The following is a 13886-nucleotide window of genomic DNA, read 5'->3' as shown; positions in this document are numbered from 1 at the left end:
TCGCCGGAACGCACGGACCCCGTGTCGCCGTTCGTCGTGGGCGGCGCAGGCTTCTACGCGCAGGCTGTAACCCCGCCCCGTATCCCAGACCGACCCTCACAGAGGGTGCCTCGGCGCTGCGATGAATACCTCGGGGATGAATACCTCGGGGGTTCCGGTACGTGTAATGGGTAGGGAGACCGTCGGTTGCCCGCTCGTCCAAGTCCGGAGGTACACGATGCCGTCCCCGCGCCGTTCACGCCCGTTCGGTGATCTGGAGGCCACGGTGATGGACCAGTTGTGGAACGCGGAACGCCCGCTGCTCGTGCGTGACGTGGTCGACCTCCTGCACCCGCAGCGGGCACCCGCCTACACCACCGTCATGACGGTGCTGGACAACCTGCACCGCAAGGGTTGGGTGCGACGCAGCCGCGACGGCAGGGCCTGGCGTTACGAACCGGCGCTCAGCCGGCAGTCCTACACCGCCATGCTCATGCGCGAGGCGCTGGCCATCAGCGACGATCGGGCCGGGGTACTGGCGCGCTTTGTCGAGGAGATCGACCCGGAGGATGCCGCCGCGCTCGCCGCGGCGCTGCGCGAGGCGGCCGAGGGGCCCCACCCGGGGACGGCGTCGTGACCGTCGGCGGCGCCCTGATCCTCTACGCGATGGTGGTCGGGTTCGCTGGGCCGGCCGTGTTCCGTCGTGCAGGCTGGCCGCTGCGGGCGCCGCGGTTGGGCGCGGCGGCGGTGCTCGCGGCGGCCTGGTCGGTGCCCGTCGCGCTCGTCCTGGCCGGCGTGACGATCGCCCTGCCGGCCAGCGCCCTTTCCACCGACCTCGGCCAGTTGATCGGAGCGTGCCTCGTCCGGTTGCGCGCCGCCTACGGCACGCCGAACGGGGCCGGGATGGTCACGGCGGGACAGGTTCTCTCCGCGGCGACCACAACGCGGATCGCGTGGGCCGCGGGGCGGCTCGCCCACCGACGGCGCACGGAGCGCCGCCGCCAACGGGTGCTGCTCAGGTTGGCCGGCCATCCCCGACCGGACCTCCCGGCCGTGGTGCTCGACTACCCCGGCGCCGCCGCCTACAGCGTCGCCGGCCGGCACTCGACCGTCGTCGTCACCAGCGGGGCTATCGATCTGCTCACCAAGCCGCAACTGGGCGCCGTGCTCGCCCACGAGAACGCGCACCTGCTCGCCCGCCACCACCGCTGGCACGCCGCCGCAGCGCTCGCCGCCGCAGCGCTGCCCATCCTGCCTCTGCTGCGCGAGACCCCGGCCCGGGTGGGCCGGCTGCTGGAGATGGACGCCGACGAACTCGCCGCGGATCACCACGAGCCCCACGTGCTCGCGAGCGCGCTGGTCGCCGTCGCGTCCCGTGGTCGCCCGGCAACAGGCAGTGCTCCGGACAGGGCGGCCTCGACGCTGACCCTGACCTCTGCGGGGGCTGACACCGTCGCTCGGATCCACCGCCTCCTGCGCCCCCCGGACCAGCTGCCCCGCCGGGGCCAGACGATCACCCGCGCGGCGGTCGTGGCGCTGACCGTGGCGCCGCTCGTCCTCGCTGCGGCGCCCGCCCTCATCGCGCTTCAATAGCCCAGGGCCGACGCAGCCGCACCTGGCATGGGATCCCCGTGACGATCGCCGACCTGCCTTGCGCAGATGTGCGACGTTCCCGCGTTGGAAGCGCATCAGCGCGACTGCGGTCCTGAATGTGGCTTTCCTGGCGCCGGCGGGAGCGGAGCCGTGTTCGGGGCGTCGGAGTACTCGCCGATCCACTCGGCCCGCCACGCATTGTCGTACTGCTGCTCGTTGCAGGACGGGCGGTAGACGGCGATCAGCTCCTGCGCGATCGACTCCCGGTGCGCCCTGGTCCCGCCCGGGACCTCCAGGTAGGCGACGTGCACCTTCCACCGCGACCCCGCGCGGCGCGTCCAGCATGCGGCGCGCGGGTGGGCGAACGGGAGACCCGCCGCGGTGAGGTCGTCGGCGTGCCCGACGTAGGTCACCGCGTAGCGCTCCGGTTTCGTCACCGGGTCGGGTTTGTAGAGCACCGCGTACACGCCGGGACGGGCAGGCGGGGTCCACCCGCCGAGCAGCCGCGGCCCGGAGAATGCGTAGCCCGCGAGCGAGCCGAGGCGGATCACCCGTCGTCCCCGTCGGCCGCGTCCTCCGGCTCGCTGACGGCCTCCACCCGCACCACGGGGAAGGCCGGCAGCCCCGCGGTCGTGACGGCGGCGGCGAACGCGCTGCGGCCCAGCTCGATCGCTTCCTCCCGGGTGGCGGCGACCACGAGGAGCTGCGCGCCGTAGCCGGTGCTCCCGATGCCGGAGGCGATCCTAAGCGCGACCGCGTCGGCCGGCTCGACGATCTCGGCGAGCTCCATCACGCGGTCACCCTCGGCCTCGATCCCGACGCTCCACCTGATCACTGCGCGTTCCCTCCTACCCCAGCTCGGGCAGCAGCCCGGCCAGCTCGGCGAGACTGTCCAGGTCGTGCCCGGACAGGAGCACGTCGATGTGCGGCTCGGCCACCAGCATGCCCACGGTCTGCGGCCGGAACCCCTCCCCCGCGTGCGGGTGCATCCAGACGACCCGGTGGCAGAGCCGCCCGAGCCGTTCCATCGCGGTGGCGAGCAGGTCGGGGTCGCCCCGGTCGAGCCCGTCGGAGCAGATCACCACAACTCCCCCGCGACACACCCCGCGCCTGCCCCACGTCCGCACGAACTCGTCGAGCGCGCCGCCGATCCGTGTGCCGCCCTCCCAGTCGACGACCAGCTCGGCGGCATCGGCGAGCGCGTCGTCGGGGCTGCGGCGGCGCAGCGGCACCGTGATGCGGGTGAGCCGGGTGCCGAAGCAGAACACCTCGACCTTCTGCCCCGTGACGCCGTGGGCGGCGCGCCGGGCCGAGTGCGCGAACTGCAGCAGAGCTCGGGAGTAGTCGGCCATCGAACCGGAGACGTCGAGCAGGAGCACCAGCGGCCGGAGCTTGCGCTTCCGCAGCCGCCAGCGCAGCTGCACCGGCTCGCCGTACATCCGCAGCGACGCCCGCACGGTCCGGCGCATGTCGGGACGGCGGCCGCGGCGCGCCGGGCGGGTGCGGCGGGTGCGGCGCCGAGGCGGGGTGAGCCGCATCCGCGCCATGATCCGGCGCAGCTCCCACAGCTCGTCGGGAGTGCAGGCGGCGAACGACCGGTGCCGGAGCGTCTCCGCGTCGGCGGCCATGAGCCCCAGCCGGGCCTCGTCCTCCTCCTGCTCCTTGTCCCGCGCGGGCGGGTCCACGGCCGGGACCTGCAGCACGGCGGTGGCGTCGGCGCCTGCCTGCGCGGTGAGCGTGAGGACCTCCTCGACCGGGTTGCGCTCCCCCAGGAAGTAGGCGCGGAACACCTCGTCGTAGACCGGGATGTCCTCGCGGCGGGAGACGAGCGTGGTGCGCCCGCCCCAGTACAGGTCCACGAGGTCGGTGGGGTCGAGCGGCGCCATCGCCGCGCAGAAGGTGGAGATGTCGCCGGAGCCGACCGCGATCCCCTCCGCGCGCAGCGCCCGGCCGAACGCCACCAGCACCGTGACGAGCGGGGAACCGGTCACGTGCGGGAGGTGATCTCGTCGAGGTGGTCGCGGGCCACCGCCATGTCCTCACGCTCCTTGAGCACCGAACCCAGCGTCAGGTCGGCGGCGTCCGCGGTGAGCGTCTCCTCCCCCAGGAAGTCGAGCGTGCGGGCCCAGTCGATGGTCTCCGCGACGCCGGGCGGCTTCGCGAGGTCCAGCTCGCGCAGGCGGTGCACCGCGGCCACCACCTTGCGGGCGAGCTCCGCGCTCACCGCGGGCTCCCGCACGGTGACGATCTCGACCTCGCGCTCCAGCGTGGGGTAGTCGATCCAGTGGTAGAGGCAGCGCCGCTTCAGCGCGTCGTGCAATTCCCGGGTGCGGTTGGAGGTGAGCACCACCAGCGGCGGCGCGCTCGCGGCGACCGTGCCGACCTCGGGGATCGTGATCTGGAAGTCCGAGAGCATCTCCAGGAGGAATGCCTCGAACTCGTCGTCGGCGCGGTCGATCTCGTCGACCAGCAGCACGGCGCGATCCCCGGCGCGCACGGCCTGCAGCAGTGGGCGCTCCAGCAGGAACCGGGGCCCGAACAGCGCGTCGACGGCGTCGTCGTCCGCGGCGTCACCGCGGTCCGACACGGCACGGATGTGCAGCAGCTGGCGCGCGTAGTCCCACTCGTACAGCGCCTGCCCGGTGTCGATGCCCTCGTAACACTGCAGGCGGATGAGCTCGCGGCCGAGCACGGCGGCGAGCACCTTCGCGATCTCGGTCTTGCCGACGCCCGGCTCGCCCTCCAGCAGGAGGGGGCGGCGCAGCGACAGCGCGACGAACACGGCGGTCGCGAGCCCGCGGTCGGCGAGGTAGTCGCCCCGGCGCAGCGCCTCGGTCAGCTCGGCGACGCTGGTCGGCTGCACGTCAGCCGTTCTCCGGGCCGAGCACGAGGTCGCGCACGCTCGACGAGCCGGGGGCGATCTTTCCCTCCCGGGCGAGGCGCTCCCGCCATGCGCTGCGCAGATCGTCATCGACGGGCCCGGCGTCGCCGCCGAAGCCGATGTTCTTCATGTTCTTGCAGACCTTCGTGCTGCTCGGAGCGTCGAGGGCGGCCCCGCTCTGCCGCTGCGCCGTCCAGATGCCGCGAAGCACCGACAGCGCCTCATCCTGCTCGTCGGGAGCCTTCTCGTCCTGGGCCATCAGCCCTCCTCGCCACGCAGCGGAGAAGAAGTTCCCATGGTAGGCGGCCACGAGCCACTCCGCCGACGGCAAATAACCGATCGCTTAGGCGTGCCCTGGGTCACACGCTGAGCCACAATCAGATCATGACACTGACGCAGCTCAGCGCGTTCGTGCTCGTCGCTCGGCTCGGCTCGGTGAAGGCCGCGGCCAGCGCGTTGGGGGTGAGCGAGCCGGCGGTGTCGCAGGCGCTCGCGTCGCTGCGCAAGTACCTGGACGACCCGCTGCTCACCCGCAGCGGCGGCGGTATGGCCATGACGCCGGGCGGGAGCAGGCTGCTGACGATCGCAGCCCAGATGGTCTCGCTCGGGGCGGAGGCCGAGTCGGCGGTGCGGTCGGCGCAGGGTGCAGCCGAGCAACTGCGGCTGGTAGCGCCTAGCACGATCGTCGAGTTCGTGGCCGGACCCCTCGCCGACGCGTTCACAGCTCGCTCGGCGGGGTCGATCGAGGTCTCGGCCGGGGTCTCGGCCACCGCGGAGATGGCCGTGCTCGTTTCGCAGCGGCTCGCCGACGTCGCGCTGGGCCCGTATCTGGGCGCCGACCGCAGCCTCGGGCTGGTCAGCGAACCGATCTTCCGCTGCCGGCTCGTGGTGCTGGCGGCCCCGGACGCGCGGCTGCGCGGGGCGCCCCCGCAGTGGCCGTGGCTGGTGGAGCCGGGCGCCACCGACCCGGGCAGCGACGTGAGCAGGCTGCTGCGCGCGCTGGGGGTGCCCGAGTCGCGGCTGAGCGTCTTCCCGAACCAGACCGCGGCGTGGGAGGCCGCCGGGCGCGGCGGCGGTGTCGCACCCGGGATCGCCCACCTGGCCGTGCACCGGCTGCGCAGGCGCGAGCTGCAGGTGGTGGACGTGCCGGGCACGCCGATGGAGCTCTGCTGGCACGCCACCACTCCCCCGGTCGACCGCCGCTCCGTGGCGGCGGCATCGATGCGGCACTTCCTCGGCACACCGGAGGCGATGAAGCTGCTGCGTTCCCCGGGCGCGGGGGTGCCACCGTCGCGGTTCCGCCCGCCCGTCTACGTGACGATCTGGAGCTAGGAGCGGGGCAGCCACACCCTGGCGAGCACCGCGCGGTGGTCGGTGCCGGGCACGTCGAGCACCGCGAAGCGTGTGGTCACCGACCCGGCAGGCACGAGCACGTGGTCGATCTGCACGCCGCACCAGCGCGGGAGCGCCGACGGGTAGGTGCCCACCAGCCCCTGGCCCGTGCCCTCCGCCGCGCTGCGGCACCCATCGGTGGCCGAGCGCAGCTGCGGGTGGTCGAACGTGGCGTTGAGGTCGCCCGCCACGATCGGCGCCACCCCGCCGCCGCACCACCGGCCGATCAGCTCCAGCTCGGCACGCCACCACGCTGTCCGCCCGCGGCCCGTGGGGGCCGTGGTGTGCACCGCGAAGAACCGCCGGGCACCGAGGATGCCGCCGGTGGCCTCCAGGTGGGGCTGCCGCATCCCGGTGCCCCGCCGCACCCGCACGTCGCCGGCCTGCTCGGCGACGAGCAGCACCACACTCGGCCCATCGGGCACATCGGCATCGGTGGAGACCCACGAGCGGTAGCCCAGCCCGGCCAGCAGCGGCATCAACTTGTCGCGGAAGTCCGTGCCCGCTTCGGGGAGGACCACGAAGTGCGGTGACTCGCGGGCGATGACGGCGGCCATCGCACCGGTGTCGCCGCGGCCGTGCAGGACGTTGGCTGTGAGGACGAGAAGGTCGTCCGGCCCGGGTGGCGGCGCCCCCCGCCGGACCGCCCGGCCGGCCACCCCTGCGGCCCCGAACAGCCCAGCCCCGAACAGCAGCCCGCCGGCCAGCGGATGGCGACGCGCGGCCAGCGCAGCGGCTCCCACCAGCGCGGACACCGCCAAGTGCGGACGCCACGCCACGGCCACGGCCCTGAGGGTGTCTGCACCGCCGTGGGCGATGGAGCGCCCCGTGATGCCGATGCGGCCCAGCTTCTGACGGGCGGCGGCGACGCGCCGGATGAGCATTTGCGGCCGGGTCCTCTCCTCGCTGGTGCCCGGCAGTCCCATCGACGGGCGATCAGAAAACGATCGCAAGGCCGCGAGGGTTCCGCGCAGAAACGTCGTCCTCATCGTTGACGACGTTCTAGGGGAGGCGCTACGTTGTCCACGCAAGAGACGATGTACGACTGCTTCCGTCGCCGCTCGGCCCCGCGTGGTACTCATGACGCTCTTCAGGAGGCCGGACCGGACGGGGCGATGCCGCATGCCCGAGCGCTATCTCGGTGTCCTCGGCATCGCCGACGCGCTCGGGTTGACCCGCCACGCCGTGCACAAGTGGCGCTCCCGCTACCCGAGCGACTCGAAGCACCCGTTCCCCGAACCCGACGTCGAGGTCGACGGCATGCCCGGCTGGGCAGCCGACCGCTTGGAGGAGATCATGCAGTGGCGCAACAGCCTGCCCGGCCGAGGGGCCGGTGGCGGCCGCCCCTCGGCCGTCCGGCAGGACTATCTCACGGAGGCGCTGGCGCGTGGCTTCACCCGCGACGAGGCGATGCGTGCGCTCGCAACCTTCGGCGACGAGTTCCCGGAGATGACCGAGCCGGAGCTTTGCGCGTGGCTCATCGAGAAGTGGCGCGGTCTGGATTTCTAGTGTCCCGCGCCGGAAGTCCGGTGCGTATATCGGCGGATCCAGGTTTCCGCTGGGTGTGCCGGGGCGCGGTCCTCGTACCGGGCGTACCCGGGCCGTGCGCCGGTGCGCCCAGCGGGGAGCTGGGCCGTCGAGATATGTGGTGGACTTGCGGCGCGGGGCACTAGGACCGCTCGGCGCGCGCGGCCATCACACCGAGCGTGAGCAGGAGGCGGTCCCGCGGGTCGCCGATCGAGCGGCCGGTGGCTGCCTCGATCCGGCGCATCCGGTAGATCACCGTGTTGCGGTGGCAGAACAGAGCCGCGGCCGCGTGGGTGGGGGAACCGCCGTTGGCGAGCAGCTCCTCCAGGGTCGTGAGCAGCGTGTCCCGCTCGGCGGCGGGCAGCTCGAGCAGGCTGCCCAGCGCGGTGCGCACCACCCGCGCCTGCAACTCGGGGCTGTCCACGAGCAGCGCCTCCGGCAGCCGCTCGTCGAGCACCGCCAGGCCGGGCGCGGCCAGCGTGCGCGCGGCGGTGTGCGCCATCCGGTAGCCGGCGTCGATGGTGCCGAGGCCGTCCACGACCGGGGAGATGCCCACCCGCCCGACCGCGCAGGGGCGCAGCGCGTCGAGCACCACCTGCTGCGGCCTCGAACCGAGCGCGACCAGCCCGACCTCGTCACGGGGGCGCAGGAACCACGCCGACTGGATCCCGTGGGCCGCGAGCGCCTCCTGCGGTGAGCGCAGCGGGTCCTCGCCGGACGGGTCGACCGGGGCCACCACGCACAGCACGGCGCCGGCATCGGGGAGACCGAGCACGGTGGCGGCGTCGCGCAGGAAGGCCGGGTCGCCGCCGCGGCCCTCGATGAGCCCGTCGAGCACGGCGTGGCGACGGCTGAGGTCGTGGCTCTGCATCCGCAGCTCCTCGAGCCGGTAGGCCTGCACGAGGGCCGAGGAGCTGCTGTCGTTGACCCGCCACACGTAGCTGGCGGCGTCCAGCAGCGCGGTGTCGTAGGCACCGGAGAACCGGCCCCGCGACGTCCTGAGCAGCGCCTCCCACAGCACCCGCCCACCCAGCCGGTACGCGCGCAGCACCACCTCGAGCGGCACGCCCTGGCGGGCCCTGCGGCGTCCGGTGCGGCGCGAGGTGTCCTCCGGGTCGACCCCCTCCGGCACCTGCTGGGCGATCACCTGGACCCCGCGCTCCAGGTTCGCCCCGCACGCCGCGCGCAGCTCCTCCACGAGGTCGCGCTCGGCGTAGACGGGCTCGCGCTGCAGGACCATCACGGTGAGCCGGTCGGCGAGGACGTCGATCTCGTCAACCAGCACGGAGCCGAGCGCCCGCAGCGCGTCCGCGGACGCCTCGGGGAGCAGGCGCGCCGGTGTCTGTTCGGACCCGGCGCTGCGACCGACGAGCGGCATGAAGGGCACTGTGCAACAGCGCGCACAGACGCGTCCACTCCTCCGGGCGCTCTGCCCAGTTCCCCCGAACGGATCCAGGGCGCTGCGCCCATGGTGCGAGGTGGGCGCGGCGCCCAAAGTGGGCACATCCCCGGGATCGGGGTCAACGCCGCCTCCGACCCCGGGGAGACGCCTGTCGTGACTGCCCCGCTCCCCGCTCCCCCGCCCGAACCGGTCTTCGCCGTGTCCCGGATCGGGGTGCGGTTCGGCGGCCTGGTCGCCCTGGACGACGTCTCGCTGGCCGTCGAGGCCGGGGCCGTGCACGGCGTGATCGGGCCGAACGGGGCGGGGAAGACCACGCTGTTCAACGTCTGCTGCGGGTTCGTGCGGCCGGACACCGGCACGGTGTTGCGGCACGGCCGGCCGGTGGGCGACATGCGCCCGCACCGGCTCGCCCGCATGGGCATCGCCCGCACGCTGCAGGGCGTCGGCCTCTTCCGCGGGCTGACCGTGGCCGAGAACGTGATGGTGGGCGCCGACCGGCACCGCCGCGCCGGCTTCGCGTCGACGCTGTTCGCACTGCCCCGCTCGGACCGCGACGAGCGCGCGCTGCGGGAGCGGGCCATGGCCGCGCTCGCCGAGTTGGGCGCCGACGGCTACGCGAATCGCCTCCCGGGGAGCCTTCCCTACCCCGTCCAGAAGCGGGTTGCGCTCGCCCGCGCGCTCGCCACCGAACCCGACCTGCTGCTGCTCGACGAACCGGCGAGCGGCCTCGGCCACGACGAGATGACCGAGCTCGGCGAGCTGATCCGCTCGCTCACCGGGCGGATGTCGGTGGTGCTCGTCGAGCACCACATGGACCTGGTGATGAGCGTCTGCGACCGGATCACCGTGCTTGACTTCGGCCGGGTCGTGGCCGACGGCACCCCGGACGAGGTGCGCGACGACCCGGCCGTGATCGACGCCTACCTCGGCGAGGAGGCCAGGTTCTGATGACGGCAGGGACGCTGGAGGTCGCGGGCCTCACCACGAGCTACGGGCCGGTCACCGCGCTCGACGGGGTGGACGTCACGGCCGAGCGCGGCCGGATCACCGCTGTGCTCGGCGCCAACGGGGCGGGCAAGTCCACGCTGCTGCGCACGGTCTCCGGGCTCGTCCGCCCGGACGCCGGGCACGTGCGCCTCGACGGCGTCGACCTGACCCGCGCCCCGGCCGAGGACGTCGCCCGCGCGGGGGTCGCGCACGTCCCGGAAGGGCGGGGTGTGATCACCGAGCTGACGGTCGAGGAGAACCTGCGCCTCGGGGCATTGCTCGGCAGCGCGCGCAAGCGGACCGACCGGCGGCTCGCGCACGTCTACGAGATGTTCCCGCCGCTCGCCGAGCGCAGGCGCCACGACGCGCACGTGCTCTCCGGCGGCGAGCGGCAGATGCTCGTGATCGGGCGGGCGCTGCTCACCGGCCCGTCGGTGCTCCTGCTCGACGAGCCGTCACTCGGGCTGGCGCCGCGGGTCGTCGCGCAGATCTTCGGGCTACTTCGCGGGCTCGTCGACGACACGACCACCGGCCTGGGCATGACGGTGCTGCTCGTGGAGCAGAACGCGCGGAGCGCCCTCTCGGTCGCCGACGTCGGGATCGTGCTCAACCTCGGCCGGGTCGTCGCGCGCGACGCCGCCGCCACGCTCGCCGCCGACGAGAACCTCCGCCACGCCTACCTCGGTTTCTGACCCCGCGACCCTCTGCGCAGGAGTGCGATGCAGCAGTTCCTGAACGTCACGCTCACCGGCCTCGGGCAGGGCGCGGTCTACGCCGCCTTCGCGCTGGCCCTCGTGCTGATCTGGCGCTCCACGCGGATCGTCAACTTCGCCCAGGGCGCGATGGCCATGTTCACCACCTACCTGGCGCTCGTCGTGATCGAGTCGGGCCAGTCGTACTGGGTGGGGCTCGCGGTGGCGCTCGTGGCGGGGCTGGTGCTCGGCGCGGCCATCGAACGGCTGGTGATCCGGCCCGTGGAGGGCGGCCCCGAGCTGAACGCGGTGATCGTCACGCTCGGGCTGTTCGTGGCGCTGCAGGCGCTGGCGGCGATCCTCTTCGGCTCGACGTTCCGGTCCTTCCCCGCCCCCTTCGACCTGCGCGGGTTCACCGTCGGCGGCGTGAACATCGCGTTCACCGCCAACAGCATCTACACGATCGTCGCGGTGGTCGTCGTGATGCTGGCGCTGGTGGCGCTCTTCCGGTTCACCGACCTCGGCCTCAAGATGCGCGCCGCCGCGTTCAGCCAGGAGGTGTCGCGGCTGCTCGGCGTGCGCGTCGGGCGGATGCTGACGCTCGGCTGGGCGCTCGCCGCGGTGGTCGGTTCGCTCGCCGGGCTGCTCATCGCGGGCGGGAGCCTCGTGTTCCCCGGCTACATGGACTCGATCATCGTCTACGGGTTCGTCGCCGCCGTGCTCGGTGGCCTCGACTCCCCCGGCGGCGCCGTCGTCGGCGGCCTGACGATCGGGCTGCTGCTGTCCTACGTCAGCGGGTACGTCGGCAGCGAGCTGGTCGCGCTGGCCGCGCTCGCGATCCTCGTGGCGGTGCTGCTGGTGCGCCCGCAAGGACTGTTCGCCCGCACCGCCGCGCGGCGAGTCTGACCGGGGGTCCGATGACGCAGCAGACCGATCGGCCCGCCACCGGCGCCCGCGATCCGGGGCCGATCCCGGCCCGGCGCAGGTTCGCGGCGCTGCGGCGCAGGCTCCCGCACTCGACGTTCGGCCGGCACGCGCTCGCCGTGCTGCTCGCGCTCGTCGCCGTGGTGCTGGTGCTGGAGCTGACGAGCCCGTTCCGCAACTCGCAGTTCGCGACGATGTCCTACTACGCGATCGCGGCGGCCGGGCTGACCGTCCTGACCGGACTCAACGGGCAGATCTCGCTCGGCCACGGCGCGCTCATGGCCGTCGGCGCGTACACCACGGGCTTGCTGCTCGGCCCGGAAGCCGACGCGGGCTCCGGCCTGCCGCTGCCGCTCGTGATGCTGGTCGCGGCCGCCGTCACCGCGCTCGTCGGGGCGGTGGTCGGCGCGGCCGCCGCCCGGCTGCACGGGCCCTACCTCGCGGGCGCGACGCTCGCGCTCGCCGTCGCGGTGCCCGGGCTCGCCATCTACTTCGACCACTGGCTCGGGGGCGAGCAGGGCCTGCGCATCGCCTCGCCAGAGGTGCCGGCCTGGTTCGCCGACGCCGTCTACTTCCTCTCGGCCAACGAGACACCGACAGCCAAGTACCTCGCCTACGTCGGCTGGGGCACGCTGCTCGTCGTCCTGCTGCTGCTGGCCAACCTGATGGCCGGGCGGGTCGGGCGGGTGTGGCGGGCGGTGCGCGACGACGAGGTCGCCGCCGAGCTCGCCGGGATCCGGCTGGGGCAGGTGCGGGTGCTGGCGTTCGTCGTGAGCGCCGCCTGCGCGGGGCTCGCCGGCGCCGTGCTCGGTGTCGTGGTGCGGCTGGCGGCACCCAGCGGGTTCACGATCGTGCTCTCGCTCGGGCTGCTCACCGCCGTGGTCGTCGGCGGACTCGGAAGCCTCACCGGAGCGCTGCTCGGGAGCGCGCTGCTGGTGTTCCTTCCGCCTGCCGTCACCAACTTCGGCACCGCAGCCGGGTTGGACGGCACCCAGGCAGCCCAGCTCGCCCCGTTCGTCTACGGCGTGGTGCTGGTGCTCGTGATGTTGCTCGCCCCGTCGGGGGCCGTCGGCGTGGCAAAGAAGCTCGCCAGGAGGAGGACGGGATGACCATCGGGTTCGGCAGGAACCGGCGGGCCGCGTTCGCGGCTGCGGCCGTCGCGGCGGCGCTGGTGCTCAGCGCATGCGGGGCGGGCGGACGGCCCGACGAGGGCTCGGGCAGCGACCCGGGTGCCGCGGCCGACCCCGGCATCACCGCGACGTCGGTGAAGGTCGGCGCGCACTTCCCGCTCACCGGCGTGGCGGCTCCGGGCTACAGCGAGATCCCGACCGGTGCGCAGGCCTACTTCCAGTTCGTCAACGCGGCGGGCGGGGTGAACGGGCGCCAGATCGAGTACGTCTTCCGCGACGACGCCTACAACCCCACACAGACCAGCCAGGTCGTCAACGAGCTGGTGCTGCAGGACCAGGTCTTCGCGCTCCTCGCCGGGCTTGGCACGCCCACGCACTCCGCCGTGCTCGACTACCTCAACAGCGAGGGCGTGCCCGACCTGTTCGTCTCCTCCGGCTCGCTGCTGTGGGACCAGCCGCAGAAGAACCCGATGACGTACGGCTGGCAGCCCGACTACGAGATCGAGGGCAAGATCGTCGGGCAGTACGTGGCGCAGAACTTCCCGAACGCGCGCGTCGGGCTGTTCCTGCAGGACGACGACTTCGGCCGGGACGGCGAGCTCGGCGCCCGCCGGTTCCTGCAGAACCAGATCGTGGCCGCCGAGCGGTACACGCCGGGCAATACCGACGTCGCCCCCCAGATCGCGGCGCTGCAGGCGGCGGGCGCCGACGTGGTGATCGGCTTCAACGTGCCCTCCTACACCGCGCTCTCGCAGCTGCAGTCGCTGCGGCTGAACTACCGCCCGCAGTGGATCTACTCCAACGTCGGCTCCGACCCGACGCTGGTCGGCTCCCTGCTCGCCCGGTTCTCCGAAGGCGCCGTGACCGGCGCCGGGATGCTCGACGGGGTGATCACCACGGAGTACCTGCCGGGCGTCGACACCCCGGACAACCCGTGGACGCAGCTGTTCCAGCGGGTCTGGGACGAGCACGGCGGCGAGGGCGAGCTGACGAACTACCGCGTCTACGGCATGTCACAGGCGTACACGTTCGTGCAGGCGCTGCAGGCCGCGGGCCCCAACCCGACGCGCGCGGGCCTCGTCGAGGCCGTCGAGCGGGCGGGGGCGCAGTTCGAGGGCCCGTGGGTGGCGCCGTTCCGGTACTCGGCCGACCGGCACGCGGGGATCTCCGGAATGGAGGTCACCCGGATCACCGGTAAAACCACGGAGAGCCTCACTCCCGTACAGGTGACCGACAACGGCGACGCCCCGATCACCGAGGCCACGACCCAGCCGGCACCACCCCCCGCGGGGGGCATCCCAGACGTGCGGCCCGGAAGCTGAACGTCAGCGGGGTGGCCCCGCTGACGTTCAACGTCAGTAAGGCCACCCCGCTGACAT

Annotated in this window: 16 protein-coding genes; 9 read left to right on the top strand and 7 right to left on the bottom strand. The window is 73.3% G+C overall.

Annotated elements, in window-relative coordinates:
• The first annotated feature begins 217 nt into the window (after positions 1–217).
• Positions 218–616, top strand: a complete 399-nt coding sequence (locus ABD143_RS22900) for a BlaI/MecI/CopY family transcriptional regulator (protein ID WP_343982008.1) — start codon at positions 218–220, stop codon at positions 614–616.
• Positions 613–1572, top strand: a complete 960-nt coding sequence (locus ABD143_RS22895; RefSeq protein WP_343982005.1) for a M56 family metallopeptidase — start codon at positions 613–615, stop codon at positions 1570–1572. Before ABD143_RS22900 ends, ABD143_RS22895 begins: the two co-directional genes overlap by 4 nt.
• Positions 1573–1667: 95 nt before the next feature.
• On the opposite strand, the gene ABD143_RS22890 is transcribed toward ABD143_RS22895, so the two are convergent.
• Genes ABD143_RS22890 through ABD143_RS22870 form a run of 5 tightly spaced genes read right to left on the bottom strand, consistent with a single transcriptional unit; the run spans position 1668 to position 4712 of the window.
• On the bottom strand, positions 1668–2123 hold the full coding sequence (locus ABD143_RS22890) for a hypothetical protein (RefSeq protein ID WP_343982003.1): 456 nt from the start codon (positions 2121–2123) through the stop codon (positions 1668–1670).
• Complete coding sequence (locus ABD143_RS22885) at positions 2120–2407, bottom strand: hypothetical protein (RefSeq protein WP_343982000.1); 288 nt, start codon at positions 2405–2407, stop codon at positions 2120–2122. The genes ABD143_RS22890 and ABD143_RS22885 overlap by 4 nt, the downstream gene beginning before the upstream one ends.
• Positions 2408–2420: 13 nt before the next feature.
• Positions 2421–3563, bottom strand: coding sequence for a vWA domain-containing protein (locus ABD143_RS22880; RefSeq protein WP_343981997.1), 1143 nt, complete (start codon positions 3561–3563; stop codon positions 2421–2423).
• Positions 3560–4435: an AAA family ATPase gene (locus tag ABD143_RS22875; protein ID WP_343981994.1), complete on the bottom strand. Its 876-nt coding sequence runs from the start codon at positions 4433–4435 to the stop codon at positions 3560–3562. Before ABD143_RS22875 ends, ABD143_RS22880 begins: the two co-directional genes overlap by 4 nt.
• A 1-nt stretch (position 4436) precedes the next feature.
• Positions 4437–4712 carry a hypothetical protein gene (locus ABD143_RS22870; protein ID WP_343981990.1) on the bottom strand — a complete coding sequence of 92 codons (276 nt, stop codon included), beginning with the start codon at positions 4710–4712 and terminating at the stop codon, positions 4437–4439.
• 125 nt (positions 4713–4837) lie between these two features.
• On the opposite strand from ABD143_RS22870, the gene ABD143_RS22865 reads away from it, so the two are divergent.
• A complete protein-coding gene (locus tag ABD143_RS22865) occupies positions 4838–5785 on the top strand; it encodes a LysR family transcriptional regulator (RefSeq protein ID WP_343981987.1) in 948 nt (315 codons plus the stop codon).
• Here ABD143_RS22865 and ABD143_RS22860 read toward each other — a convergent pair.
• The gene (locus ABD143_RS22860) at positions 5782–6729 is read right to left on the bottom strand and encodes an endonuclease/exonuclease/phosphatase family protein (protein WP_343981984.1); all 948 of its coding nucleotides are present in this window, start codon (positions 6727–6729) and stop codon (positions 5782–5784) included. The genes ABD143_RS22865 and ABD143_RS22860 overlap by 4 nt on opposite strands.
• Before the next feature lie 238 nt (positions 6730–6967).
• Here ABD143_RS22860 and ABD143_RS22855 point away from each other — a divergent pair, with 238 nt between their 5' ends.
• Positions 6968–7354, top strand: a complete 387-nt coding sequence (locus ABD143_RS22855) for a hypothetical protein (RefSeq protein WP_343981981.1) — start codon at positions 6968–6970, stop codon at positions 7352–7354.
• A gap of 160 nt (positions 7355–7514) precedes the next feature.
• Here ABD143_RS22855 and ABD143_RS22850 read toward each other — a convergent pair whose 3' ends face one another.
• Positions 7515–8750 (bottom strand): PucR family transcriptional regulator, encoded by a 1236-nt coding sequence (locus ABD143_RS22850; protein WP_343981978.1) that lies wholly within the window; start codon positions 8748–8750, stop codon positions 7515–7517.
• A 177-nt stretch (positions 8751–8927) separates the two neighbouring features.
• Between ABD143_RS22850 and ABD143_RS22845 the strand changes: the two genes are divergently transcribed.
• The 5 genes from ABD143_RS22845 to ABD143_RS22825 are packed head-to-tail and all read left to right on the top strand — an operon-like array spanning position 8928 to position 13829.
• Complete coding sequence (locus tag ABD143_RS22845; protein ID WP_343981975.1) at positions 8928–9722, top strand: ABC transporter ATP-binding protein; 795 nt, start codon at positions 8928–8930, stop codon at positions 9720–9722.
• Entirely contained in the window at positions 9722–10453 is a 732-nt protein-coding gene (locus ABD143_RS22840) for an ABC transporter ATP-binding protein (protein ID WP_343981973.1), read from the top strand. Before ABD143_RS22845 ends, ABD143_RS22840 begins: the two co-directional genes overlap by 1 nt.
• 27 nt (positions 10454–10480) lie before the next feature.
• Positions 10481–11359: a branched-chain amino acid ABC transporter permease gene (locus tag ABD143_RS22835; RefSeq protein ID WP_343981970.1), complete on the top strand. Its 879-nt coding sequence runs from the start codon at positions 10481–10483 to the stop codon at positions 11357–11359.
• A gap of 11 nt (positions 11360–11370) precedes the next feature.
• Positions 11371–12486, top strand: a complete 1116-nt coding sequence (locus ABD143_RS22830) for a branched-chain amino acid ABC transporter permease (protein WP_343981967.1) — start codon at positions 11371–11373, stop codon at positions 12484–12486.
• Complete coding sequence (locus tag ABD143_RS22825) at positions 12483–13829, top strand: ABC transporter substrate-binding protein (RefSeq protein ID WP_343981964.1); 1347 nt, start codon at positions 12483–12485, stop codon at positions 13827–13829. Before ABD143_RS22830 ends, ABD143_RS22825 begins: the two co-directional genes overlap by 4 nt.
• The last annotated feature ends 57 nt before the right edge of the window (positions 13830–13886 follow it).

The organism is Pseudonocardia aurantiaca, from assembly GCF_039526725.1.
Classification (GTDB): Bacteria; Actinomycetota; Actinomycetes; order Mycobacteriales; family Pseudonocardiaceae; genus Pseudonocardia; species Pseudonocardia aurantiaca.
This window is presented reverse-complemented; position numbering and strand designations above follow the sequence as displayed.